Annotated in this window: 26 protein-coding genes, 2 tRNA genes and 1 pseudogene; 21 read left to right on the forward strand and 8 right to left on the reverse strand. The window is 45.5% G+C overall.

Annotated elements, in window-relative coordinates; translation table 11 throughout:
• Nucleotides 1-9: 9 nt before the first annotated feature.
• From GKG41_RS11610 to GKG41_RS11625, 4 genes are all read right to left on the reverse strand, one after another.
• A complete protein-coding gene (locus GKG41_RS11610; protein ID WP_154258799.1) occupies nucleotides 10-3,444 on the reverse strand; it encodes a pyruvate carboxylase in 3,435 nt (1,144 codons plus the stop codon).
• Nucleotides 3,445-3,989: 545 nt separating this feature from the next.
• Complete coding sequence (locus GKG41_RS11615) at nucleotides 3,990-5,000, reverse strand: ABC transporter substrate-binding protein (protein WP_154258801.1); 1,011 nt, start codon at nucleotides 4,998-5,000, stop codon at nucleotides 3,990-3,992.
• 166 nt (nucleotides 5,001-5,166) lie between these two features.
• Nucleotides 5,167-5,239 (reverse strand) — tRNA-Ala (locus GKG41_RS11620).
• Nucleotides 5,240-5,299: 60 nt separating this feature from the next.
• Nucleotides 5,300-5,590 carry a hypothetical protein gene (locus GKG41_RS11625; RefSeq protein WP_154258803.1) on the reverse strand — a complete coding sequence of 97 codons (291 nt, stop codon included), beginning with the start codon at nucleotides 5,588-5,590 and terminating at the stop codon, nucleotides 5,300-5,302.
• 72 nt (nucleotides 5,591-5,662) lie between these two features.
• Between GKG41_RS11625 and GKG41_RS11630 the strand changes: the two genes are divergently transcribed.
• The 3 genes from GKG41_RS11630 (at nucleotide 5,663) to GKG41_RS11635 (ending at nucleotide 6,114) form a co-directional block, all read left to right on the forward strand.
• Nucleotides 5,663-5,815 carry a hypothetical protein gene (locus GKG41_RS11630; RefSeq protein ID WP_154258805.1) on the forward strand — a complete coding sequence of 51 codons (153 nt, stop codon included), beginning with the start codon at nucleotides 5,663-5,665 and terminating at the stop codon, nucleotides 5,813-5,815.
• 24 nt (nucleotides 5,816-5,839) lie between these two features.
• Nucleotides 5,840-5,989, forward strand: a complete 150-nt coding sequence (locus GKG41_RS23155) for a hypothetical protein (RefSeq protein ID WP_167594285.1) — start codon at nucleotides 5,840-5,842, stop codon at nucleotides 5,987-5,989.
• Between the two features lie 54 nt (nucleotides 5,990-6,043).
• Nucleotides 6,044-6,114, forward strand: a tRNA-Gly gene (locus tag GKG41_RS11635).
• A gap of 139 nt (nucleotides 6,115-6,253) precedes the next feature.
• On the opposite strand, the gene GKG41_RS11640 is transcribed toward GKG41_RS11635, so the two are convergent.
• Entirely contained in the window at nucleotides 6,254-6,457 is a 204-nt protein-coding gene (locus GKG41_RS11640) for a cold-shock protein (RefSeq protein ID WP_154258807.1), read from the reverse strand.
• A gap of 349 nt (nucleotides 6,458-6,806) precedes the next feature.
• Between GKG41_RS11640 and GKG41_RS11645 the strand changes: the two genes are divergently transcribed.
• On the forward strand, nucleotides 6,807-7,835 hold the full coding sequence (locus tag GKG41_RS11645) for a proline racemase family protein (protein ID WP_154258809.1): 1,029 nt from the start codon (nucleotides 6,807-6,809) through the stop codon (nucleotides 7,833-7,835).
• Nucleotides 7,836-7,872: 37 nt separating this feature from the next.
• Here the strand turns inward: GKG41_RS11645 and GKG41_RS11650 are convergent, their stop codons facing one another.
• A complete protein-coding gene (locus tag GKG41_RS11650) occupies nucleotides 7,873-9,426 on the reverse strand; it encodes a Na+/H+ antiporter NhaC family protein (RefSeq protein WP_154258811.1) in 1,554 nt (517 codons plus the stop codon).
• 239 nt (nucleotides 9,427-9,665) lie between these two features.
• Nucleotides 9,666-10,010 carry a helix-turn-helix transcriptional regulator gene (locus tag GKG41_RS11655; RefSeq protein WP_072854539.1) on the reverse strand — a complete coding sequence of 115 codons (345 nt, stop codon included), beginning with the start codon at nucleotides 10,008-10,010 and terminating at the stop codon, nucleotides 9,666-9,668.
• Nucleotides 10,011-10,195: 185 nt separating this feature from the next.
• On the opposite strand from GKG41_RS11655, the gene GKG41_RS11660 reads away from it, so the two are divergent.
• Nucleotides 10,196-10,411, forward strand: coding sequence for a hypothetical protein (locus tag GKG41_RS11660; protein WP_154258813.1), 216 nt, complete (start codon nucleotides 10,196-10,198; stop codon nucleotides 10,409-10,411).
• A 28-nt stretch (nucleotides 10,412-10,439) separates the two neighbouring features.
• On the opposite strand, the gene GKG41_RS11665 is transcribed toward GKG41_RS11660, so the two are convergent.
• On the reverse strand, nucleotides 10,440-10,895 hold the full coding sequence (locus GKG41_RS11665; RefSeq protein ID WP_154258815.1) for a CYTH domain-containing protein: 456 nt from the start codon (nucleotides 10,893-10,895) through the stop codon (nucleotides 10,440-10,442).
• A 107-nt stretch (nucleotides 10,896-11,002) separates the two neighbouring features.
• On the opposite strand from GKG41_RS11665, the gene GKG41_RS11670 reads away from it, so the two are divergent.
• From GKG41_RS11670 to rpsI, 16 genes and pseudogenes are all read left to right on the forward strand, one after another.
• On the forward strand, nucleotides 11,003-11,563 hold the full coding sequence (locus tag GKG41_RS11670) for a DJ-1 family glyoxalase III (protein WP_154258817.1): 561 nt from the start codon (nucleotides 11,003-11,005) through the stop codon (nucleotides 11,561-11,563).
• Nucleotides 11,564-11,570: 7 nt separating this feature from the next.
• The gene (locus GKG41_RS11675) at nucleotides 11,571-12,452 is read left to right on the forward strand and encodes a DUF975 family protein (RefSeq protein ID WP_154258819.1); all 882 of its coding nucleotides are present in this window, start codon (nucleotides 11,571-11,573) and stop codon (nucleotides 12,450-12,452) included.
• A gap of 165 nt (nucleotides 12,453-12,617) precedes the next feature.
• A complete protein-coding gene (tig, locus tag GKG41_RS11680) occupies nucleotides 12,618-13,904 on the forward strand; it encodes a trigger factor (RefSeq protein WP_154258821.1) in 1,287 nt (428 codons plus the stop codon).
• Nucleotides 13,905-13,936: 32 nt separating this feature from the next.
• Entirely contained in the window at nucleotides 13,937-14,518 is a 582-nt protein-coding gene (gene clpP / locus GKG41_RS11685) for an ATP-dependent Clp endopeptidase proteolytic subunit ClpP (RefSeq protein WP_072854545.1), read from the forward strand.
• A gap of 89 nt (nucleotides 14,519-14,607) precedes the next feature.
• Complete coding sequence (gene clpX / locus GKG41_RS11690) at nucleotides 14,608-15,903, forward strand: ATP-dependent Clp protease ATP-binding subunit ClpX (protein WP_154258823.1); 1,296 nt, start codon at nucleotides 14,608-14,610, stop codon at nucleotides 15,901-15,903.
• A 17-nt stretch (nucleotides 15,904-15,920) separates the two neighbouring features.
• Entirely contained in the window at nucleotides 15,921-18,248 is a 2,328-nt protein-coding gene (gene lon / locus GKG41_RS11695) for an endopeptidase La (RefSeq protein WP_154258825.1), read from the forward strand.
• 23 nt (nucleotides 18,249-18,271) lie between these two features.
• On the forward strand, nucleotides 18,272-18,883 hold the full coding sequence (gene yihA / locus GKG41_RS11700; RefSeq protein ID WP_154258827.1) for a ribosome biogenesis GTP-binding protein YihA/YsxC: 612 nt from the start codon (nucleotides 18,272-18,274) through the stop codon (nucleotides 18,881-18,883).
• Between the two features lie 87 nt (nucleotides 18,884-18,970).
• Nucleotides 18,971-19,663: an HAD family hydrolase gene (locus GKG41_RS11705; protein ID WP_154258829.1), complete on the forward strand. Its 693-nt coding sequence runs from the start codon at nucleotides 18,971-18,973 to the stop codon at nucleotides 19,661-19,663.
• Nucleotides 19,664-19,675: 12 nt separating this feature from the next.
• Nucleotides 19,676-20,134: pseudogene (locus GKG41_RS11710) on the forward strand (GNAT family N-acetyltransferase); the annotation flags it as partial.
• Nucleotides 20,107-21,060, forward strand: coding sequence for a DMT family transporter (locus GKG41_RS11715; protein WP_154258833.1), 954 nt, complete (start codon nucleotides 20,107-20,109; stop codon nucleotides 21,058-21,060). The pseudogene GKG41_RS11710 and the gene GKG41_RS11715, both read left to right, overlap by 28 nt.
• A 36-nt stretch (nucleotides 21,061-21,096) precedes the next feature.
• Entirely contained in the window at nucleotides 21,097-21,948 is an 852-nt protein-coding gene (locus GKG41_RS11720) for an energy-coupling factor transporter ATPase (RefSeq protein ID WP_154258835.1), read from the forward strand.
• Nucleotides 21,933-22,781, forward strand: a complete 849-nt coding sequence (locus tag GKG41_RS11725) for an energy-coupling factor transporter ATPase (RefSeq protein WP_154258837.1) — start codon at nucleotides 21,933-21,935, stop codon at nucleotides 22,779-22,781. The genes GKG41_RS11720 and GKG41_RS11725 overlap by 16 nt, the downstream gene beginning before the upstream one ends.
• A 6-nt stretch (nucleotides 22,782-22,787) precedes the next feature.
• Entirely contained in the window at nucleotides 22,788-23,591 is an 804-nt protein-coding gene (locus tag GKG41_RS11730; RefSeq protein ID WP_154258839.1) for an energy-coupling factor transporter transmembrane component T, read from the forward strand.
• Between the two features lie 3 nt (nucleotides 23,592-23,594).
• Complete coding sequence (gene truA, locus GKG41_RS11735) at nucleotides 23,595-24,350, forward strand: tRNA pseudouridine(38-40) synthase TruA (RefSeq protein WP_154258841.1); 756 nt, start codon at nucleotides 23,595-23,597, stop codon at nucleotides 24,348-24,350.
• A 253-nt stretch (nucleotides 24,351-24,603) separates the two neighbouring features.
• Entirely contained in the window at nucleotides 24,604-25,032 is a 429-nt protein-coding gene (rplM, locus tag GKG41_RS11740; RefSeq protein ID WP_072854555.1) for a 50S ribosomal protein L13, read from the forward strand.
• A gap of 16 nt (nucleotides 25,033-25,048) precedes the next feature.
• Nucleotides 25,049-25,441 (forward strand): 30S ribosomal protein S9, encoded by a 393-nt coding sequence (gene rpsI / locus GKG41_RS11745; protein WP_072854556.1) that lies wholly within the window; start codon nucleotides 25,049-25,051, stop codon nucleotides 25,439-25,441.
• The last annotated feature ends 313 nt before the right edge of the window (nucleotides 25,442-25,754 follow it).

A 25,754-nucleotide genomic window follows, 5' to 3' on the forward strand; every position in this document is an offset into this window, starting at 1 on the left:
CTCTTATCTTTACCGGATGGTCATCAACAACTCTCCGGCTTTGATTTCTTTGCCTTCTTTGACGTATACCTGATCTACAACTCCGTCCATCAGGGCGGCTACATTGGTCTCCATCTTCATGGCCTCTACCACAGCCAGAACCTGATTTTTGGTAACCTTGTCTCCGGGTTTTACATGTACCTGACTGACGAGACCCGGAATAGAGGCGCCTACGTGGCTGAGATCAGAGGGATCAGCCATTGGGATAGACTCTACGGTAACCTTAGCACTCCGATCGGTGACCGCAACTTCTCTGCGTATCCCGTTCAACTCAAACATTACATTCCGGGTTCCGTCCGGATTTGCATCGCCTTTGCCCAGATATTTAATTACAAGAGTCTTTCCGTCTTCAATGTTTACTTTGTTGGTTTCACCCTCTGCCAGGCCATGGAAGAATACATGGCTGCCCAGCCGGGTGATATAGCCGTACTCCTTGCGGTTCTTCAGGAAGTCTTCCACAACCTTGGGATAGAAGCACCAGCTGATTACCATTCTCCAGTTGGGAGAAGGGATAAATTCTTCCAACCGCTTTCTGGCGGCTTCGAAGTCCATGGGCGGAAGCAGTTCTCCCGGACGGCAGGAGATTGGCTCTTCACCTTTTAGGACCACCCGCTGGAGATCTTCAGGGAATCCCCATTCGGGCTGGCCCATCATCCCCTTGAAGTAGCTGACAACGGAGTCTGGGAAATTCAGAGTTTCCCCTCTCTCTGCAATGGTTTCCGGAGTCAGGTCATTTTGAACCATAAAGATTGCCAGGTCACCTACCATTTTAGAGGACGGCGTTACCTTTACCAGACCTCCCAGCATAGTATCTACCGTCTTATACATCTTTTTGACCTCGTCAAAACGGTGTCCGAGTCCCAGACTTTCTACCTGAGGCTTCAGATTGGTATATTGGCCTCCTGGAATCTCGTACTCATAAATATCTGTGGCGGGATATTTGATGCCGCCCTCAAAAGCGCCATACCGATCTCTTACATCGCACCAGTAGTCAGACAATCCCTGCAGCCGGTCAAGACTCAGGCCGGTATCACGTTCCTGCCCCTCCAGGGCAGCTACCAGAGAATTCATAGAGGGCTGACTGGTGAGAGAGGACATGCTGGAAATGGCAACGTCTGCGATATCCACACCAGCTTCTGCGGCCATGAGCAGGGTAGCGATCTGGTTTCCGCTGGTATCATGGGTGTGCAGGTGTATGGGAAGTCCAATTTCCTCTTTTAGGGTTTTTACCAGTTTATATCCGGAATAAGGCTTCAGCAGTCCGGCCATATCCTTGATGCAAAGTGTGTGAGCTCCTGTTTTTTCAAGCCGTTTTGCAAGGTTTACATAATAATTTAACGTGTATTTATCATCTTTTGGATTCCCCACATCTCCCGTATAACAGATGGTGGCTTCGGCGATTTTATTCTGGTTTAATACCTCGTCCAGAGCAACTTCCATTCCGGGCACCCAGTTCAGAGAGTCAAACACACGAAAGACGTCTATGCCGCTGCGCGCCGATTCTTTGATAAATTCCCGAATCAGATTATCCGGATAATTGGTATAGCCTACAGCGTTGGCTCCCCGCAGAAGCATCTGGAAGGGGATGTTAGGTATTTTTTCACGGAGCATATCCAGACGTTCCCAGGGGGACTCTTTCAGAAAGCGGTACGCCACGTCAAAAGTAGCGCCTCCCCACATTTCCAGGGAAAATGCATCCGCCAGAGCTTCTGCGGTAGCGTCAGCTCCCTTTACCATATCCCTTGTCCGAACCCGGGTCGCCAGAAGGGACTGATGGGCATCTCTCATGGTTGTATCAGTGAGCAGGAGCTTTTTCTGGTCAAGAACCCATTGCTTTACAGCGTCAGGACCCTTGGTATCCAGGAGCTGCTTCAATCCCGGCTTCTTCTCCCCGGTCAGCTTCGGAAACCGGGGAGTATCGTACATACGCTGTCCCGCTGTGGGATCATTGACTACGATATTTCCTATGTATTTCAGCATCTTGGTTGCCCGGTCTTTGGAGTCTCTGATGATAAATAATTCAGGTGTTTCATCGATAAATTTTGTATGACATTTTCCAGCGCGGAACATTGGGTGTATCAGGATATTATCAATGAAGCCGATATTGGTTTTTACCCCGCGGATACGGGTTTCATTCAATGCGCGCAAGGCTTTGTTGCAGGCTCCCTCAAAGGTACTGTCATGAGTGGTTATCTTTACCAGAAGACTGTCATAGTAAGGCGTTATCTCAGCCCCTGCGTAAGTGTTGCCCCCGTCTAAACGGACTCCAAAACCACCGCCTGTACGATAGGCCGTAATTTTGCCTGTATCGGGAGCAAAATTATTCTGAGGATCTTCGGTTGTGATCCGACACTGGATCGCATATCCGTGGCCCTTCACATCCTTCTGACTGGTAATGCCAATCTCCGGTTCAGCCAGTGTCTTTCCCTCGGCGATCAGGATCTGAGCCCGAACGATGTCAATGTCTGTAATCATCTCGGTAACTGTGTGCTCTACCTGTATCCGGGGATTCATTTCAATAAAATAATGATTTCCCTGTTTATCCACCAGGAATTCCACGGTACCGGCGTTCACATAGCCCACTTCTTTTGCTATTTTGACTGCGTCACCGCAGATTTCTTCTCTCTTTTCACTGCTCAGCGTAAGTGCCGGAGTAAACTCCACCACCTTCTGGTATCTGCGCTGAAGCGAGCAGTCACGCTCAAACAGATGTACCACATTTCCGTGCTTATCCGCAAGGATCTGCACCTCAATATGTTTTGGTTCTTCCAAGAATTTCTCTATAAAAATATCCCCGCATCCAAATGCTTTTAAGGCTTCACTCTGGACCAGCGGGAAGGTGTCAATCACTTCCTGCTCGGTATCGCACCGGCGCATGCCTCTTCCCCCGCCCCCGGCGGAGGCTTTTAATATCACAGGAAAGCCGTAGGACACAGCCCTTTTTGCGGCATCCTCTGCATTCGCCAGAGGAACCTTGGAACCTGGTATAGTCGGAACCTGGCAGCGCTTAGCGATTTCTTTGGCGCTTAATTTATCTCCCATCTGTGCCAGGACGTCAGACGGCGGTCCTATAAATTCTATTCCGTTATCCTCGCATGCTCTGGCGAAAGCGGCGTTTTCTGATAAAAATCCGTAACCCGGATGAATGGCATCAACGTGGTGCTTTTTTGCGATATCAATCATCAGATCAATATCCAGGTAAGCGCCCAGGGGGCTTTTATTTTCGCCGATCATATAGGATTCATCGGCTTTCACCCGAAAGATGTTGTATTCGTCCTCCTTTGAGTACACTGCTACAGTGTTCAATCCCAGGTCATAGCATGCCCGGAAGATGCGGATAGCGATTTCCCCACGGTTTGCCACCATTACTTTACGGAAATCTTTCGTTTTTGCTACTTGATTCATGTTTCTCCTCCTTAGATTATGTAAACCATCACCGGCAGCTGCCCATGAGTTTACACCCCATCATACTTTTATATTATTTTTTTCTATATCAAAAAATATCCCTGCAGGTCTACTACATCCTTTGCTGCCGGCGCCCTGCAATTTGATTCATTCCCCCCAGGATTGAATCAGTTCGAGGCGGTCAGGAGTATTGCCCGTAGAACATTCAGGATATTTCATTATTGTCTGTGCATATTGTTTGGGGTATGTAAGAACTAAGATGCCGTTAAATGCAAATCTTTAAGGAAAGAAGCCCCTGAGAAAGTACACAAGAAGTAATGTAAGGTTTCTTTCTGATAACCGTCACTGTATCTCGAAACAGATAGTGATAGTACATATTATACTTAGCATTTTGAAAAATATCAATTAAATATTTATTAAAATACCAAAAAAAGAAAGAGATAAAATAAAATCCTGCAAAAAATGACTGATAACAGCGTAAAAATAGCCCTCCGTGCATTATTTGAACGGAGGGCATGCAAAAGATGATGAAGTGTGGACGCTGACTATTTTGCTGCCTTTTCTGCAAAGGAAGTGTTAACCAAATCATTATAGTCTACTCTGGCATCCAGTTCACCTGAGCTTTCCAAAATATCCTGAAGAAGATCCAGACTGGACTGCTCAAAAATCAGATTGTCTTTCCAGGTATCCTGATCATAATACCGTTTCACAATAGTTGTAATCGTATCCAGGTCTGTCTCTTCAAACTGAGGGGCAATTACCTTGGCAATCTCTTCCGGTGTATGTGTCTGGACATAAACCATTCCTTTCTGGAGTGCATTGGTAAAACTCTGAATAATTTCCGGGTTCTTTTCCATAAAGCTGTTTTTAGCACTGTATGCCGTGTAGGGAACATAACCGGAATCTACCCCCACAGAAGCTACTACATAGCCCTTTCCCTCTTTTTCCAGGGCAGTGGCGCTGGGCTCGAACTCAACTGTGAAATCTCCCTGTCCTCCTGAGAAGGCCGCTGCAGTAGAGCCAAAGTCGATACTCTGATCAATGGCAACATCCTTTTGGGGATCGATATTATTCTGGCGGAGTACATATTCAAATACCATTTCCGGCATTCCGCCTTTTCTCCCCCCTAAGACGTTTTTACCCTTAATATCAGACCACTGGAAATTATCCATCTTCTCTCTGGCCACCAGGAAATTTCCTGCACGCTGTGTAAGCTGGGCAAAGTTTACAACCGGGTCGTTGGCGCCTTCCTGGTAAGCGTAGATGGAAGCTTCAGCCCCCATGAAACCAATATCTGCTTCCCCGGACAGTACAGCGGTCATAGTCTTATCCGCGCCAAAACCTGTCACCAGTTCCAAATCAATTCCTTCTTCTTCAAAATATCCCTCCTCAATGGCCACATACTGAGGCGCATAGAATATGGAATGAGCAACTTCATTTAATGTAACTTTTGTGAGTTTTTCCTCTTTATCTGCAGAAGTGTCTTTCTGGCATCCGCCTAGAGCAGCTAATACCGTTACCATCAAAGTAACAATAGCAATTAACCTTTTATGCATTACAGTCCCCCGTAAATCTTTCCTGGTATAGTATATTGAGTAAGGGGAGAAAGTGTGACAGAAGCAAAATACCATTCTTCTGCAAGGGGAATAGCAAAAAAATTAAACCGCCCAGTATGGACGGTTTCTTATTTTGCAGAAAGCTTTATTCAATGCTGTATTTACATGGAGCATACGGGATTCGAACCCGTGACCTCCACACTGCCAGTGTGGCGCGCTCCCAGCTGCGCCAATGCCCCATTGCCATCGTAAGTCCGATGCTTGTATATTATAGCACAGGTATTAAAAAAATAAAAGAACTATTTTTTATTTTCTGGGTTTTCTGAGGCGTTTTTTTCCCGCTCTTTCCTGGCAAGACGCTGAAGATCCAGCCAGGTAAGTGTACCTGCGATAATAAAGTACCAGATAATGGGAGTGACCACTGCCTGGATATTTGTGCTGGGGTGAAAGAAATTTGTCTGCATCATGGCAATAACCGCCAAAATTGATATAATGATATTTTTAAACAACATACCCTTCTTTTCCTCTGCCAAGCAGAGAGATGACTTTTTACAGTATATGCTGCCCGGGTTGTATTCTTTTCCTAACATAGAATGAAATATCCTGCACATACTAAATGTATCAAGGCACAGCAATGGCTGGCTGAGTGAAAGGAGAATATTATGATGGAGATAAATCTGGTACCGGAACAGGGCGGAACTGACTGTCACCGCAGCAATCCACAGGAAATCGTAACGGAGTTTCCAAAGGAAATGGATTTGGTCCCCGGAGAAAAAGACGATCGTCCCAGAAAGGACGGACCAGGCGGGGAATAATGTTAGAAAGGATTAGGTGATAAAATGTCTTATGTGGCACCCCAGGTCAGGGATAAGTTTGAGACTTTGTCTGTAGACCTGAAAAATATAATACTTGAAAAGAATGTTCAGATTAATAATCTTCACGATTTAATCAGGGTTTTAGAGGAAATTGTGAAAGAAGGGGAAGAATAGTAAAAACTAACCATTGACTATTCTGCAAAATGCGTTATAATAATAAATGTCAATGCAGATATGGTTCATCGGTAGAATGCTAGCTTCCCAAGCTGGAGAGGGGGGTTCGACTCCCCTTATCTGCTTACTAAAACCCTTGTTAATTCAAGGGTTTTTTTGTGCTTCATTTTTCTACATCAAATAAAAAGGCCAACGGTATTTATGCTTCAAAAAAGCATAGTACCGTTGGCCTGTAATTATGACTGCCCTTACAATTACCTGTACTTAGGCAACGCAAACATTAACTGCCTGTAAACCGCGCTGTCCTTCTGTAATATCAAATGTTACAGACTGTCCGTCTTCCAGTGTTTTGAATCCGTCCATGGCAAGTCCTGAAAAGTGTACAAACACTTCTTCGTTTGTCTCGTTGTTAGTGATGAAACCATATCCCTTAGTTGAGTTAAACCATTTTACTGTACCTTTATTCATGAAAGATACCTCCTTAAAATTATTATTATATTTATCCTAAAACAAAAAAACACATAGTAATGTAAATCAAAAAATGATTACATAACTATGTGAAATCAATCTTAATTCAAAATACTTCGTAAGTATAGCATGTAAAACCTAAAGTGTCAAGCAAAAAAAAACGACAAAAAAACATGTAAGAATATTCTAAAAAAAGTATAAAAAAACCCTTTGGAAAAGGTGAAAAAACTATTGACAAATGGCTGTTTAGCAAACATAATATAGACTATAGTATAGAATACGGTCCAAGACAAAGGATGTCGAAAAGTCGAATCTTCTCGATGTCCTTTTTGTAAGAGGGAGGCACATTATGGATTGGATATCCAAAATACCAGGAATTGAAACTTCTTTTACAACAATTGACTCTCATACCATGGGAGAACCTACGAGAATCGTAGTGGAAGGCTTTCCGGAACTGGAAGGAAAGACGATGATCGAGAAGAAGAAATTCTTAGAAAAAAATTATGACAAATACCGTACAGCACTTATGCTGGAGCCCAGAGGGCACAGAGATATGTTTGGAGCAGTGATTACGAAGCCGGTACATCCGGAAGCAGATTATGGCGTCATTTTTATGGACAGCGGCGGATGTCTGAATATGTGTGGCCACGGAAGCATCGGAACTGCCACAGTTTTAGTTGAGACTGGCATGGTGGAAGTGAAAGAGCCTTATACGGAGGTCACATTGGAAGCACCTGCGGGATTAATCCGCACAAGCATTAAAGTTGAGAATGGAAAGGCAGTGGAAGTAACTATTCGTAATGTGCCGGCATTCTTATATAAAGAGGCTGTGACAGCGGAGATTGAAGGATACGGCCCGATTACCTTCGATATTTCTTTCGGAGGAAGTTTTTTTGCTCTTGTAAATGCAGACAAGCTGGGCCTTGATATTGTTCCGGAGAACCTCCGAGAGTTTCAGGATCTGGGAATGGCACTTTTGAATAAGATCAATGCCACTATGGAGATTCAACATCCGGAGCTGGATATTAATTCTGTGGATTTGGTAGAGTTTTATGGCGATTCCTCACAGGAAGAAGCTAATCTGAAGAATGTAGTAATCTTTGGGGCCGCGCAGGCGGACCGTTCCCCCTGCGGTACAGGCACAAGTGCTAAGGTAGCAGCCCTTTATTCCAAGGGAAGACTGGGGCTGAACGAAGATTTCATCTATGAGAGTATCACCGGTTCTCTTTTCAGGGGAAAAGCGGTTGAGACAACGAAGGTAGGTCCCTATGATGCGATAGTACCTAAAATTACAGGAAGTGCGTATATTACCGGGATCAATCAGGTCATTATAGATAAGGATGACCCTCTGAAATATGGTTTTTTAATGGGAGACTGATAAAAGGTGGACAGATAACTGTCCACCTTTTATCAGTTTATTTTACGGAAGAATAATCAATAGGATATTTCTTTTTGCCAATCTTATCGCATACAAACAGGGTAGCGATTAACAGAATAAAAGTAACAAGTAAAGGAATATACGGGCTGTTCAGAACCCCCATTACCAGGTAGCCCACGAAGGCGCAGGCAGTTACGATAGATGCGTAAACTAGCTGTGTGGATACATGGTCAATGTGGTTGCATCCGGCTCCTGTGGATGAGAGTATCGTGGTGTCAGAGATAGGAGAAATATGGTCTCCGTAAACTGCACCGGCAAGAATGCCTCCCAATACAGGGAACAGCAGGTGTGCGGTATTGGACGGGGTACAGATGGCAGCTCCGATGGGTATCAAAAGAGCCATGGTTCCCCAGGAGGTCCCGGTTGCAAACCCCAGGAATGCCGCTACCAGGAAGATAATGGCCGGAAGAATGAACACAGGGAAGGAAGAATCATTTACCATATTTCCGATAAAACCTCCGGTGTTAAGATAATCACTGCTGCACACACCGCCGATGGTCCAGGCTAAAATTAAAATCGTAAAGGACGGAACCATAGACTTAATCCCTTCCGTTATACCGCCCATAAATTCAGTGAAATTCAGTACTTTTCTGGGTATGAACAGCAGGAAAGTTACGATCAGCGCACAAAAACTTCCCAGTACAAGAGACAGGGAGGAGTCACAATTACCGAAGGACTCTGTAAAGGAAGCTTCGCCGGTAAAGCCCCCCCCGGTATATACCATAGCCAGGACCGTAAAAACAATTAAAGCCAGTATTGGAATAACCAGGTCAATTACTTTTCCTTTGGAATTGCCCTTTTGTACCTCAGCACCGCTTATGGTATCATCACTGGAGAATAAATCTCCTTTTTCAATGGCGTTTTTTTCAAATCTGGCCATTGGGCCGAAGTTAATTCGTGTCGTGCAGATAATGACAATCATAAGAATGGTAGCCAGTGCATAAAGGTTATAAGGAATGATTTTGACGAAGGTAGTCATTCCGTTGCCCCCGGTGGCATCTGAGATATAAGTGGCAACCGATGCTCCCCAGCTGGATACCGGAGCAATGATGCAGATCGGAGCCGCAGTCGCGTCCAGCAGGTAGGACAGTTTGGCCCGGGAGATCCTGTGCTCGTCTGTAACCGGCCGCATAACCGTCCCTACAGTGAGACAGTTAAAATAATCGTCAATAAATATTAGACATCCCAGGGCGGCGGTGGCCAAACTTGCGCCTCTTCTTGTTTTAATGTGATGAATCGCCCATTGCCCATAGGCGGCAGATCCTCCTGCCCTGGTTACCAGAACAACGATAGCCCCCAGGAGTCCTAAAAAGATAAGGATGTTTGCATTTCCGCCGATCTTATCACCCATAATAGTAAACGTGTTGACTAATGTGGTAATCGGGTTTCCGTGGCTGTAGATTAGAGCGCCGGCAAGGATACCAATGATCAGAGAGGAAAGAACCTCTTTGGTAATCAACGCCAGAATAATTGCGATCAGGGGAGGCAGAATACTCCACCATCCAAAGTGGGGCATTTGTAACGCTTCCATCTAACAGACCCCCTTCCATTGCTGCACAAATAATAATGCAGTTTGGGCCATCATCTTTTTCTTCTTCTTGTTCTTCAATATAGATCCCTCCAACAGTATTAAGATAGTCACATTATAATATATTATGAGATATATTGTCTATAAAAAAAAGAAAAAGTAGAAAATACGCAATGTTTGTCGAAATATGCAATTGCAATATATTATATTGCAAATTAATTCCACAGATGATAAAATAAGTATTAATCGGAGAGACGTTCTAATTTAAAAGTAAGGTAATCGATCAATTCTTTTCGAGTGGACGGAGGAAGCTTCTGGTAAGCGGTCAAAATATAAATAGTTTCCCGGGTGAGTACGGGTAATGTAGGGTTATGCTGGTCCTCCAGAGCCACGGTTCCTCTTACAAGAACGTCCAAAGATACAGAGAAGAAATCGGCCATAGCTACTAGCAAGTCCATAGGCGGCATTCGGTGCCCATTTTCATAATTACAATAAGATTGGCGCTGGAGATTGAAGATATCTGCCATCTCCTGTTGGGTAAGTCCTTTTGCTTTGCGTAGACAGCGCAGGTTAGTTTGAAAATCCATAATAGCCTCCTAAAATCTTCCAGTTAAGTATGGAATCTAGGAGCAATTGTATCAAGAATAAAAGCAGATTTCTTTTAATGCAACAAAATGAATCCTAAAATGTAATAATTAGCAGGAGAAACAGCATAATTCTACAGAATAAAGGTGTATTGGAACGTAAGAAGATTGAGGAAGGGGAGAGTCGTATGTATCGCTTGATGGAATTAGGTATTAAATGGAGGAAAAGTAAGAACATTTTTTTAAGAGTCTTGTCATTTACATTTTTGAAGATATCAATTTGCTATGGAAAGATCGTGGAGTCTGTGGCGAAAAAGGAAACCTGGATATCCGAAGAGGAAGCCGACAGGATGAAAAAGCAGACCATGGAACAAATTCAGAGGAGGCTGGCAGAAAAAGGATAGGTACCCGTGAGGGGGTACCTATCCTTTATTAAAGGGGTGAATCGGGGGCACTCAGATAGCTGTTATGGTATTTGCCGGAAAATGTTACGTCTTCCCCGAACCAGGGCGGCGGCAGAAAAGCTTCTGCCATTTCCACAGAGGGGAATTCTACCTCTGCCAGGCACAGAGTCTCGTAAGGGGCATCAAACTGATCCAGCTCAATGGTTAGAACCTCATCCAGGGGGATGACATATCTTGTCTTTGTTAAAACAATGCCGTCTGCTTTTTGCAGCAGATGTTCATAGGCGGCCTGATTCAGGGGGAGATTGTATTCTTCCCGAACCATCTGGCCTTTGGACTTATAGGTAAGGATATAAGAATCGTCCTGCCTGCGCACGCGCACCACGGGGTCCGTGCACAGATAAGCCTGCTGTATCCGGTGGCTGGAGTACTGATCCAGGGAAAGCGGACAGTGGTGTATCAGGTATTTTCTTTCTATTTCCAAATTAGATCCCTCTTTTCTGCTTTTTGACCAGTATAACAGAAAGTGCGCCGGTTGCCAATTATCCGGCACCGTGATAGAATAGTGGAAAAAGTAAGGAGGACAAACAGATGGCAAAAGTATGCGTATGCCTGGCAGATGGTTTTGAAGAGGTTGAAGGCCTGACGGTAGTAGATATTCTGAGAAGGGCAGATCAGGATGTCTGTATGGCTTCCGTTCATGGAAGACTTTCCGTAGAAGGGGCTCATGGAATAAAAGTAGAAGCAGACTGTACGATAGAACGTGTAGATTTTTCGAAGATGGATATGCTGGTACTGCCGGGAGGCATGCCCGGAACAAAGAACCTTGGAGCATGCAGCCTGCTTACCGGGCAGCTGAGCAACTTTTATAAGGAAGGGAAAATAATTGGTGCTATCTGTGCAGCGCCCAGTATCCTGGGAGATTTGGGATTGTTGGAGGGAAAAAGGGCCGCCTGCTACCCCGGATTTGAAAACCGGCTGCGCGGGGCGTCTGTAACTACGGAGAGAGTCGCCGTAGACGGAAATATAATTACAAGCAGAGGGGTTGGGACAGCAATACCTTTTGCACTTGCTCTGGCGGGAATGCTGGCTGGTGAGGAGAAGGCACAGGAAATTAAGGAATCCATTATTTATGGACATGTAAAGGAATGACAGTGGTATGTGGACGAGATTAGAATTAAAAAGCAGAGCAAAAAAGTCATTTTCCCGGTTTTACTGGGGGGCTGTCGTGGTATGCCTTGCAGCTTTTCTTTTTACAAATGAATTCGGAAACAATTCTGGCTCCGCAGGAGGTGCACAGCACAGGCAGGAGACGGCCGCAGAACATTTCCGGGGAGAGGCAGAGAGAACGACCGGCATTGTGAGCAGCCTGTTTCACAACTCCTTTATTGACAGCGCCAAGGGGCTGGCAGACGAGACACTAAGTCCCCTGGAGAAAATGGGGGCGGTGGGGAAGATGGTCTCCAAATTTATCAAAGCCCCGTTTATAGTTATACTGTATGCCGTCCCACTGGTATTTTCGGTGCTGATGATTTGTTTCAGGATATTAATCGGGAACCCTCTGAAAGTGGGATGCACCAGATATTTCATGAAAAACCGACAGCAGGAAACACGGGTAGGAGAAATTACATATGGATTTGCAAACAGCTATGGAAATATTGCGGCAACCATGTTCTGCGTAGACCTGTTCACTGCATTGTGGACCCTGCTTCTGGTAGTTCCGGGTATTGTGAAAAGCTATGAGTACCGCATGGTACCCTATATACTCAGTGAGAATCCTAAAATTGACAGAAGAAGAGCTTTTGAATTGAGCAGAATTATGATGGATGGACAGAAATGGAATACTTTTGTCCTGGATCTGTCCTTCATTTTGTGGATCCTGCTGGGGACAGTAACCCTGCAGCTGGCTAATATTTTCTATGTGCATCCCTATATTGCTGCTACTAATGCAGAGCTGTACGCGGTTCTGCGCAGACATGCAAAGCTGACGGACAATATAGAGGACTGGGAGCTGCCTGGCTTCCGGCAGAAGTATTCATAAAAATTTCCCGATTAGGTCTGAAAAAATACTGGCGTTTTTGAAAAGCTTGTGCTATACTGTTTTAATGACTGTAAGTATGGGAAAGTGTAACGAAAAAAAGGGGCTGCCATACTGGAAGCCCCTTTTTAAGCGTATCACATAGAATTAAGGAGGAATTGTTTAAAAATGAGTTTACAGGTAGAAAAGTTAGAAAAGAACATGGCGAAACTGACGGTTGAGGTTTCTGCTGAAGAGTTAGAAAAAGCAATTCAGGGCGCATATCTTAAGAATAAAAACAAGATCAGTATCCCTGGTTTCCGTAAAGGTAAAGCTCCTCGTGTTATGATTGAAAAGATGTACGGCGCAGGTATTTTCTATGAAGATGCTGCCAATGCCCTGATCCCGGAAGCATATTCCAAAGCAGTGGAAGAGAGTGAACTGGATGTGGTATCACAGCCGGAAATCGATGTAACACAGCTGGAAAAAGGAAAGCCATTTATCTTTACAGCAGAAGTGGCTGTGAAGCCGGAAGTGACATTGGGAGATTACAAAGGCCTGGAAGTAGAGAAGGCTGATTTAGAAGTAAAAGAAGAAGAAATCGAAGCTGAATTAAAGAAAGAGCAGGAGAACAACTCCAGAACTATCGATGTAGATGACAGGACTGTGGAGAATGGAGATATTACAACCATTGATTTTGACGGCTCTGTGGACGGCGTTCCTTTCGAGGGAGGCAAAGGAGAGGACTATCCTCTGACCATTGGATCCGGCGCATTTATTCCTGGATTTGAGGAGCAGCTGGTAGGGGCTGAGCTTGGGAAAGAGATGGAAGTTAACGTTACTTTCCCGGAAGATTATCACGCAGAAGAGTTAAAGGGAAAAGCAGCTGTATTTAAATGCACTGTGAAGTCTATTAAGGTAAAAGAGCTTCCTGAATTAGACGATGAGTTTGCTAAAGATGTATCCGAGTTCGACACTCTGGAAGAGTACAAAAATGATATTAAAGCAAAGCTTGCAGTACAGAAAGAGGAAGCTGCAAAACGCGCAAAAGAGGATGCCGTAGTAGATAAGGCAATTGAAAATGCTTCTATGGAGATTCCTGAGCCAATGGTACAGAACCAGATTCGCAACATGGTGGATGATTTTGCAAGAAGAATCCAGTCACAGGGACTTTCTATTGAACAGTACTTCCAGTTTACAGGCCTGGATGCCGAAAAGCTTCAGGAGCAGATGAGACCGCAGGCATTAAAGCGTATCCAGAGCAGACTGGTATTAGAGAAAATTGCTGAAGTGGAAGACATCCAGATCCCAGATGAAAAGTTAGATGAAGAGATTCAGAAAATGGCTGAGATGTACAAGATGGAAGCTGATAAATTAAAGGAATTAATGGGAGATTACGAGAAAGAACAGATGAAGAAAGATATGGCTGTTCAGGAGGCCGTAACATTAATTGCCGAGGCTGCAAAAGAGGTTTAAAAGCGTGTTGAATATGAATAGGAGGAGTTCTCATGAGTTTAGTACCATATGTCATTGAACAGACGAGCAGGGGAGAGAGAAACTACGACATCTATTCCAGACTATTAAAAGAAAGAATCATCTTTTTAGGCGAAGAAGTAAACGATGTGACTGCCAGCCTGGTAGTTGCCCAGCTCCTTTTTTTGGAATCAGAAGATCCGGGAAAGGATATTCAGCTGTATATTAACAGTCCCGGAGGGTCCGTAACCGCAGGACTGGCTATATATGATACGATGAACTATATTAAGAGTGATGTATCTACCATTTGTATCGGTATGGCTGCAAGTATGGGAGCCTTTCTGCTTGCAGGGGGAGCCAAAGGCAAACGTATGGCGCTGCCCAATGCCGAGATTATGATCCATCAGCCCTCGGGCGGAGCACAGGGACAGGCAACTGAGATCGAGATTGTGGCGGAACATATCTTGAAGATCAAGAAGAAATTGAATACTATTCTGGCTGCCAATACAGGACAACCAATTGAGGTTATTACTGCGGATACCGAAAGAGACAATTATATGTCCTCTGAGGAAGCCAAGGCGTATGGCCTGATTGATATGGTGATTGAGCACAGATAATTCATTCAGATAAGACTCCTGCTAAAGTAGCGGGGGTCTTATGTAGCTCTTAACCCACAGGTATGCCAGACTGGAGAAAGGATATAACTATGGCAATAAAGGGAAATGAACCAAAAATCAGATGTTCTTTCTGCGGGAAGCCGGAAGAACAGGTGCGAAAGCTAATTGCAGGTCCAAACGGAGCGTATATCTGCGACGAGTGCATTGAAATCTGCTCAGAGATTATTGATGAAGAGTTCGAGATGTATGACGAGGTGGATGACACATCCATCAATCTGCTGAAACCACAGGAGATAAAAGAATTTTTAGATGAATATGTAATCGGACAGGAGGATGCTAAAAAAGTACTTTCTGTTGCTGTATATAATCACTATAAAAGAGTTTTGGCAGGTAAAAGCACGGATGTGGAGCTTCAGAAGAGTAATATTCTGATGCTGGGACCTACTGGTTCGGGAAAAACACTTCTTGCGCAGACCCTGGCTAAGCTTCTGAATGTGCCTTTTGCAATTGCAGATGCCACCAGCCTCACAGAAGCAGGGTATGTGGGAGAGGATGTGGAAAACATTCTGTTGAAAATTATCCAGGCTGCAGAGTACGATATTGAGCGTGCCCAGTACGGAATTATTTATATAGACGAGATTGACAAGATAACAAGAAAATCTGAGAATGCTTCTATTACAAGAGATGTTTCCGGGGAAGGCGTGCAGCAGGCGCTTCTCAAGATTCTGGAAGGTACGGTAGCGAATGTACCGCCCCAGGGAGGAAGGAAACACCCTCATCAGGACTTTATCCAGATCGATACCACAAATATCTTATTTATCTGCGGCGGTGCTTTTGAGGGGCTGGATAAGATTATTGATTCCAGAAAAGATACCAAATCCATAGGATTTAACGCAGAGATACGCACAGGAGAAAAACAGAATGTGGGAGAGCTTTTGAAGCAGGCAATGCCCCAGGACTTCGTAAAATTCGGTATGATTCCCGAGTTTGTCGGCCGTGTGCCGGTAGTTGTCTCTCTGGATATGCTGGATGAGGAGGCTCTGCTGAAGATTTTAAAGGAGCCTAAGAATTCTCTGGTGCGCCAGTACAAAAAACTGTTTGAGCTGGACGGAGTGGAACTGGACTTCAAGGAGGAGGCCCTTCGGGCAATTGCTGAGAAGTCCATGGAACGGAAGACAGGAGCCAGAGGACTCCGCGCAATTATGGAGAATACAATGATGGATATCATGTATTCGGCTCCATCGGACGATACCATCCGTTCCTGCATTATTACAAAAGAGGTAGTGGAAGGAAACGGAGAGCCTGAAATTACAAGGGGAGAGGGAGCACCTACGCCCAGAAGGGCCGTTTCCGCAAAGAAAAGAGGAAAAGGCGAAACCGCTTAAGAATAGGAAGTGCGAGAATGAGTGACTTAATGAGAATATTACCCGCTATCGCCCTTAGAGGAACCACGATTCTTCCCGGTATGATTGTCCACTTCGATATCAGCCGGGACAAATCTATTAAAGCAGTAGAGACAGCGATGATGAAGGATCAGGTAATATATCTGGTTACCCAGAGAGACCCGGAGGCAGAAGACCCGGGAATGGCAGATTTATACAAGATCGGAACCATTGCTGAAATTAAGCAGGTAGTAAAAGCACCAAAGAATACCCTGCGGATCCTTGTAGAGGGGTTAGAACGGGCAGAGATCCTCGGATTAGAGAACAATGATAAATATCTGGAAGCAGAAGTTGCAGCCTTTGACCAGCAGGATTTGACAGCGCTAAGCGATAATGCGAAAGAGGCCATGCTCAGAAACCTGAAGGAATTATTTATCACATACTGTACCGAGAATCCCAAGATTAGCAAAGAGCTGGCAGCGCAGCTGCTGGAGATGGAAGACATAGAAAGACTGGTGGATCAGATTGCTATCCACCTTCCCCTGCCTTATACTGACCGCCAGAGAATTCTTGAGGGAATTTCTCTGGAGGACCGGTACGAGGCGCTGGGCCTAGTGCTCTCGAATGAAATTCAGATCATGGAGATCCGCATAGACCTTCAGACAAAGGTCAAAGAGCGGATTGACAAGAATCAGAGAGAATATATATTAAGGGAACAGCTTAAACTGATCCGGGAGGAGCTGGGGGAAGATCACACCCAGACGGATGCGGAGCAATTTCTGGAGGAAGCCAGGAAGCTTCAGGCATCCGAAGAGATCCGGGAAAAGATAATAAAAGAGATAGACCGGTTTAAAAATATGAACAGCGGCGCTGCCGAGAGTACGGTGATGAGAGGGTACATTGAGACACTTCTGAGCCTTCCCTGGGATAAGGCGTCTGAGGATAACCGGGATCTTAAGAAAGCAAATGAGATTCTTGAGGCTGACCATTATGGCTTGGAAAAGGTAAAAGAGCGTATCATGGAGTTTCTTGCGGTCCGCACTCTGACGCAGAAGGGAGAAAGTCCCATTCTCTGTCTGGTGGGGCCTCCCGGAACCGGTAAGACGTCAATTGCTAAGTCAGTAGCCAGAGCGCTGGACAAGGAGTATGTGCGTATCTGCCTGGGCGGCGTGAGAGACGAAGCTGAGATACGGGGACACAGGAGAACCTATGTAGGGGCGATGCCGGGAAGGATTGCTTCTGGAATGCAGCAGGCGGGAGTGAAAAATCCGCTTATGCTCCTGGACGAGATTGATAAAGTCAGCAGTGATTATAAAGGGGATACCTCATCTGCGCTTTTGGAGGTGCTTGACTCCGAACAGAATAATAAGTTCAGGGATCACTATGTAGAGATTCCCCTGGATCTCTCCGAAGTGCTTTTTATTGCTACAGCCAATGATATGCAGACGATACCTAAGCCGCTGCTGGACCGGATGGAGATTATAGAAGTCACCAGCTATACGGAGAATGAAAAAGAGCATATTGCAAAGGAACACCTGATTCCCAAACAGATAAAAGCTCATGGTCTGAATAAAAGCCAGCTGTCTCTCACAGACAAAGCTTTGAAAGAGATAATACATGGGTATACAAAAGAGGCGGGGGTCCGAAGTCTGGAGAGAAAGATCGGTGAGATCTGCAGAAAGACAGCCCGGGAGATCCTGGAGAGAGGTGAGAACAAGGTCTCAGTTACTGTGAAGAATCTGGATACGTATCTGGGCAAACCGGTGTATACGTATCAGATGAAAAATAAGACAGACGAGGTTGGTATTGTCAGAGGTCTGGCATGGACTAGTGTAGGAGGGGATACCCTCCAGATAGAAGTAAACCTGATGCCGGGGACAGGAGAATTTCTTCTTACAGGGCAGCTGGGAGATGTGATGAAAGAGTCTGCCCAGGCGGGGATCAGTTACATCCGTTCTATCGCTCCAGAGTATAAGATAGAACCTGAATTCTTCCAGAAGAATGATTTACATATCCACATACCGGAGGGCGCGGTTCCAAAGGACGGTCCTTCCGCGGGTATCACGATGGCGACTGCTATGATATCAGCGATTACAGGAACACCGGTGAAGGCCGATGTGGCTATGACCGGTGAGATCACGCTCAGAGGAAGGGTTCTGCCGATTGGAGGACTAAAGGAAAAGCTGCTTGCAGCTAAAAATGCCAGAATTAAGAAAGTAGTAGTGCCGGCACAGAATAAGCCGGATGTAGAAGAGATGAGTCAGGAGATTACTCAGGGCCTGGACATCGCCTATGTGGATACTATGAGCCAGGTTCTGGATATTGCCCTGGCAGGAAAAGAAGACTAGCAGTCCGGAAAACGGAGGAAAAAATGGTAATAAAAAATGTATCCCTGGATATTGTCTGCGGTGTGACAAGCAGTCTGCCTGAAAATGACCGCCCGGAAATAGCGTTTGCCGGGAAGTCCAATGTGGGAAAATCATCTTTGATTAATGCGCTGATGAACCGGAAGGCACTGGCCAGAACCAGTTCCCAGCCGGGTAAGACACAGACCATTAATTTCTATAATGTAAATGAGAGTATGTACCTGGTGGATCTTCCGGGATACGGATATGCGAAAGTGTCCCAGGCTGAGAAAGAAAAATGGGGGCATCTGATTGAACGGTATCTGCACAGCTCAAAGATGTTAAAAGCAGTTTTTCTGCTGATAGACATCCGGCACGAGCCTTCTAAGAATGATAAAACCATGTACGAATGGATTCGCTACAACGGGTATCAGCCGATTATCATTGCCACTAAGCTGGATAAATTAAAGAGAAGCCAGATACAAAAGCATATTAAAATGTTACGCCAGGGACTGGAATTGGTTCCGGGGACCCAGGTTATTCCGTTTTCTTCTGCGACAAAACAGGGAAGAGACGAGATCTGGGAGCTTATGGATTCTATTCTGGAAGAGAAGAAGGATTGTGAAACCGTAGAGTGACAGTGAGAAATTAAAAGGGCCGCTTTTCCTCTGGAGAAAACAGAGGAAAAGCGGTTTTATTATAGAATAAACTGCAGGAGAGAATGTATGCTGAAAGGGATTATATTTGATATGGACGGAGTTCTGATTAATTCGGAGCCGGTGCATTATGAAATCTGGAAAATGACAATGAAGGAGAGAAAAGTTGATCTTTCCTATGAGATATATAAACCGTGTATCGGATCTACAGCCGGATTTCTCATGGATCTTCTCAGTGAGGCCTATGGGGTAGACCGGAATGACAGAAAGCTGATGGAAGAACATGAAGCGATCAAATGGAAGGTGATGAAGGAGAGAGGATACCCTCTGATTGAAGGGGTGCCGGAACTTCTCAAACGTCTTAAGCAAGGGGGATACCGGCTGGCCATAGCTTCCTCGTCACCGGAACCTTATATTCGGGATGTGGTTCGGTCTCTGGAACTGCAGTCATACTTTCAGGTGCTCTGCAGCGGTGAGAGTGTCAGGAATCCCAAGCCTGCACCGGATATCTTCCTGCGGACTGCAGAACTGCTGGGGCTTTCTCCTGAGGAATGTATTGTTGTGGAAGATTCCACAAATGGCTGCCGTGCTGCCAAAGCCGCAGGGATCTGCTGTGTGGGATACTATAATCCTGACTCAGGGGAACAGGATCTGAGTACTGCGGAGATCATAGTGGAAGGGTATGAAGAGATAGACGGCGGATTTATGGAAAAAGTACATCACAGAAGCCGAAAGGAGCCAGTGGTTATCGGGGAAACGTGAAGGGTAACTGTCAGGGAGATGACAGAAGCAGATATTCCGGTCCTGTGGAAGATGTATCAGGAGCCGGGAATGGCAGACTGGGGATGCCGGATGAAAGAAAGTGCGGAAGAAGAACTGGAGGCATTTCCTTCCTACAGAGAATATATGTATCATCTGTGTGACATGGGATTTTGGACTGTTATAAAAAAAGATACGGGAGAGATCATAGGCCAGGTGGGATTTGAACCCGGCCGCCAGGAGGAAGAGGGCATCATGGGAGTTGAAATGGGATATATGATAGGTCCTTCCTTTCAAAGGCAGGGGTATGGCTGGGAGGCCTGCCGGATAGCCATAGAAGCTGCCCGGGAGCGGGAGATAAAGGAACTTTTCTGCCGGATTGACAGAGAGAATCAGGCCTCTGAGGCACTGGCCCGAAAACTTGGATTTATGAAAGAAGGGGAACTATGGAAAAAAGAAATACTGCCATCCTGACAAAACCTTGGGGGATCTGTTTTCTGGCTCTGTTCTGCACACTGCTGTGGGGGAGCGCATACCCCTGTGTGAAAAACGGGTACCGGCTGTTTCAGATTGCGGGGGATGACACAGGGAGCCAGATACTTTTTGCTGGTTATCGTTTTACCCTGGCGGGGGTGATGACCTGGCTGATAGCTGCAGGATCTGCCCGAAAGCTGCCTCTTCCCAAAAAAGAGATTTGGGGAAAGGTTGCTGTACTGGGACTGATACAGACAACAATGCAGTACGTATTTTTTTATCTTGCGCTGGCCAACATTACCGGGGTAAAAGGCGCCATTTTATCTGCGTCCAATTCTTTCTTTTCGATTCTTCTGGCGCATTTTTTTATTAGGAACGAAAGGATGAATCTGAAAAAGGGATTCGGCTGTATTCTGGGATTTGCAGGCGTTGTTATTATAAATTACTCAAAAGGCGGCCTGGGAGGCGGGTTTTCCTTTTCAGGGGAGGGATTTATGCTCATCTCCTGTCTGGCTTACGGAATGGCTGCAGTGTATGTAAAAACTTTTGCCCACAGGGACAACGCGTTTACTATCACTGCTTATCAGCTGCTTACAGGAGGGCTGATTCTGATCGGGTTCGGTCTGGTGCTGGGTGGGGAGGTAAAGGAATTTACTCTTCCCGGTATACTTTTATTGTTTTATATGGCGTTTATCTCCAGCGCCGCATTTTCGGTATGGACGCTTTTGTTAAAATATAATTCGGTTGGGCAGGTATCCATTTATGGGTTTACGATCCCTGTCTTCGGTATTTTATTGTCTTCTGTATTTCTTGGGGAAAATGCATTTACCCTTAAGAATATTGCGGCACTTGCCTGTGTCAGCCTGGGAATCATTACAGTGAATGTGCAAATCACTTGTAAAGGGAGAGCAAATCGGATACAATAAAGTGAAGTTTATCCTAGAAGCAGATGAGGAATTAATATGGGTATTATTAAAGCCAGCAAACTGGTGTTTGATTATTTGAAATATAACGATGAGGGAAAGGTGGAGGAGACAAGCAGAGCCATTGACCAGGTGGATCTGGACGTTGAGGCGGGGCAGTTTATTGCTGTTCTGGGACACAACGGCTCCGGCAAGTCTACTCTTGCAAAGCATATAAACGGCCTGCTTATACCCACGGAGGGAACTGTATGGGTGGATCATATGAATACAGAGAATGAAGAGGAACTCTGGAAGATTCGTCAGAAAGCAGGCATGGTATTTCAGAATCCGGACAACCAGATTATCGGGACGGTTGTGGAGGAGGATGTAGGCTTTGGGCCGGAAAATATGGGAGTTCCCACAGAAGATATCTGGAGACGGGTGGATGAAAGTCTGAATGCAGTGGGAATGACTGCTTACCGTCATCATTCTCCGAATAAGCTGTCCGGGGGGCAGAAGCAGAGAGTGGCCATCGCCGGAGTGGTAGCTATGCGGCCAAAATGTATTGTCCTGGACGAGCCTACGGCGATGCTGGATCCCAACGGAAGAAAGGAGGTCCTGCAGGCAGTCAGAGAGCTTAATAAAAAAGAAGGGGTTACCGTAATACTGATTACTCACTATATGGAGGAGGTAATCTTTGCTGACCGGGTCATAGTTATGGATAAGGGCAGTATTGTAATGCAGGGTACTCCAAGAGAGATATTTTCCCAGGTGGATACATTAAAAAGCTACCGTCTGGATGTCCCCCAGGTCACGCTTCTTGCCCATGAACTTAGGAAGTCAGGGCTTCAGATACCAGAAGGAATTTTAACAATAGATGAGTTGGTGAATGCGATATGTCAATTAAGTTAGAACACGTAACCTATACCTACAGTCCGGGTACTGTATATGAGATGCATGCCCTGGAGGATGTGAATCTGGAGATCCAGGACGGGCAGTTTGTGGGAATTATCGGTCATACAGGCAGCGGTAAGTCAACCTTGATTCAGCATTTTAACGGTCTGATGAAACCCACGGGAGGACTTGTACTGTACAACGGAGAAAATATATGGGGGGAGAATTATCCCCTGAAATCTCTGAGAAGCCGTGTTGGGCTGGTTTTTCAGTACCCGGAGCATCAGCTGTTTGAGGAAAGTGTGCTGGAAGATGTTTGTTTCGGGCCAAAGAATCAGGGACTGTCCCCGGAAGAGGCAAAAGAAAGGGCAAAAGAGGCACTTGTACAGGTAGGGCTGGGGGAGGAATTCTACAGCAGCTCGCCTTTTGAACTGTCCGGGGGGCAGAAACGGAGGACGGCCATCGCCGGGGTACTGGCAATGAACCCCGATGTACTGGTCCTGGACGAACCTACGGCAGGGCTGGATCCCAAGGGGAGAGATGAGATTCTGGATCAGATTGCAGAACTTCACAGTGTGCGGGGGATTACTATTATACTGGTATCCCACAGCATGGAAGACATAGCCAAATATGTTGAACGGATTATTGTTATGAACAAGGGGAAGGTTGCGTTTGACGATGCGCCCAAGGAAGTATTTTCCCATTACAGAGAATTAGAAGGAATGGGACTTGCAGCTCCCCAGATTACCTATATTATGCATGCACTGAAAGAAAAGGGCATACCGGTAGATGAAACGGCGACCACGGTGGAAGAAGCCCGGGTAAGTATATTAAAGGCGTTGGGAAAGTAGAGCATTATGATAAGAGATATAACAATTGGACAATATTATCCCGCAGATTCCATTCTGCACAGATTGGATCCCCGGGTAAAATTTATCGGAACACTGATTTTTCTGGTATCCCTTTTTGTCTCCAACAAGTGGGAGGGATATGTGCTGGCTACTGCATTTTTAGGGGCAATGATTCTAATATCCAAGGTGCCCTTTGGATTTATGGTAAAGGGGCTTAAGCCCATCTTTATGATTCTTTTGATTACAGTAGCTTTTAATCTGTTTCTTACACCGGGAAACATCCTGGTGCAGTTCTGGATCTTTAAAATAACAGATGCAGGGTGTCTGCAGGCGGGAAAGATGGCAATACGGCTGATTTATCTGATTATCGGCTCTTCTGTCATGACACTTACAACGACGCCTAACCAGCTGACAGACGGACTGGAGAAGCTTATGAGGCCGCTTGCAAAGATTAAGGTCCCTGTTCACGAGATTGCCATGATGATGTCCATTGCCCTGCGCTTTATTCCCATCCTTATGGAGGAGACGGACAAGATCATGAAGGCGCAGATTGCCAGAGGGGCAGACTTTGAGAGCGGAAACCTGATCAAGAAGGCAAAGGCGCTGATTCCCCTCCTGGTCCCCCTGTTTATCTCGGCGTTCCGCCGGGCCAATGATCTGGCCATGGCTATGGAAGCCAGATGCTACCACGGGGGCGAGGGCAGAACGCAGATGAAACCGCTAAGATATGCATCCAGGGATCTGGCCGCATACGGAATTATGCTTCTCTATCTGGCGGGGAGTATAGTAATCCGGATCCTGGGGAGGTAGTTTATGAAGCGTGTTATGATTGTAGTCGCATACGACGGGACTAAGTACTGCGGATGGCAGGTACAGCCTAACGGGGTTACCATACAGGAGGTCTTGGAGCGGCATCTGAGTGAACTGCTGAAAGAGCCTGTCTCTGTCTTGGGAGCCAGCCGGACAGATGCGGGGGTACACGCCCTGGGAAATGCAGCGGTATTTGATACTAACAGCAGAATGCCGGGGGAGAAGGTTTCCTACGCACTGAATCAGAGACTGCCTGAGGATATCCGGATTCAGGAATCAAAGGAAGTCCCTCTGGATTTTCATCCCAGATACCAGAAAAGTGAAAAGACGTATGAGTACCGAATCCTCAACCGGAGGTTTCCGATACCAACGGAACGGTTTTATTCTCATTTTACGTATGTTCCCCTGGATGTGGAACAGATGAGAAAAGCAGCAGAACATCTCATTGGTGAGCATGACTTTAAGAGCTTCTGCGGTACCGGCGCACAGGTGAAAACTACAGTGCGCAATGTTACCGGTCTGACCATACAAAAGAACGGCGATGAGATTATTATCCGGGTGACAGGAATGGGATTCCTCTATAATATGGTGCGTATTATTGCAGGAACTCTGATGGAAGTGGGATGTGGAAAGTATCCGCCGGAGTATGTAAAGGAGATACTTGAGGCCCGGGACCGGAAGATGGCCGGCAATACAGCGCCTGCCCGGGGGCTGACATTGGTTGGAGTACGTTATTTTAGTGACGAAACCAGAGGCTGAAAATCCCAGACAGGTTATGATATCACCTTGCTGACCTGGAACAGGGGCACCTCACAGGTCTCTCTGGGTAAATTTAGCAGAAAATGTGGCAAAAAAACAAAAAACCTGTTGACACACGTGGGTGAGTATAATATAATATTTCAATGTGACGTAGTGCGAAAATACCCGGTCCCTGCCCCGGCGAAGGTATTTTACATTATAGATTTTAAGTTAGAAAATTATTGAATCCATATGTAAAACAGGAGGTAAAACCATGAACAGTTATATGGCTAATCCAGATAAGGTTGAAAGAAAATGGTATGTAGTAGACGCTGATGGACAGACATTAGGCCGTCTCGCATCTGAAATTGCTAAGGTATTAAGAGGAAAGAATAAACCAATCTATACTCCTCATATCGATACAGGCGATTATGTAATCGTTGTAAACGCTGACAAGATCAATGTTACAGGTAAAAAATTAGATCAGAAAGTTTATTACCACCATTCAGACTATGTAGGCGGAATGAAAGAAACTACATTAAGAGAAATGTTAGCAAAGAAACCTGAAAAAGTAATCGAGCTTGCAGTTAAGGGTATGCTTCCCAAGGGACCTTTAGGAAGAGCAATGATCGGTAAACTTCACGTATACGCTGGACCGGAGCACAAGCATGAAGCTCAGAAACCAGAAGTATTAACATTTTAGTAGGAGGTAAAAAACATTGGCTAATTCAAAATTCTACGGAACCGGAAGAAGAAAAAAATCTATCGCAAGAGTATATTTAGTACCTGGAACAGGTAAGATTACAATTAATAAAAGAGATATTGATGAGTATTTAGGATTAGAGACATTAAAAGTTATCGTTCGTCAGCCATTAGTGGCAACAGAGACAGCTGATAAGTTTGATGTATTAGTAAATGTTCATGGCGGCGGTTACACCGGACAGGCTGGTGCAATCCGTCACGGAATTGCCAGAGCACTGCTTCAGGCAGACGATGATTTCAGACCAGTTCTCAAAAAAGCCGGATATCTGACAAGAGATCCGAGAATGAAAGAGAGAAAGAAGTACGGCCTCAAAGCCGCTCGTCGCGCTCCCCAGTTCAGCAAGCGCTAATCAGCACTTCAAACTGGTTCAAAGATGCTCAAAAACCCCGAAAAACTGCGGTTTTTCGGGGTTTTTCTATTTCACATCTTCTGTTGTCCTTTGTCTGTTTCTGGCAGGATTTGAACTGTTCTGACCCTGTTTTTCTTGATTAAAAATGGGGCAACCAGCCTTTTTTGACCCCATTATGATTAAAAAATGGGGCAACCGAGAGCCAAAATCGAGCCGTTTTCGAGGTGCTTTTGCCCTGTCATTTGCCCCTCATTTTAGGAGCCTTTCTTTATGGTTTTTCTTTTGAAAGGGCTGGCCTGATTTGTCAGGATTT

Source organism: Lactonifactor sp. BIOML-A5 (genome assembly GCF_009677585.1).
Lineage (GTDB): Bacteria > Bacillota > Clostridia > Lachnospirales > Lachnospiraceae > Lactonifactor.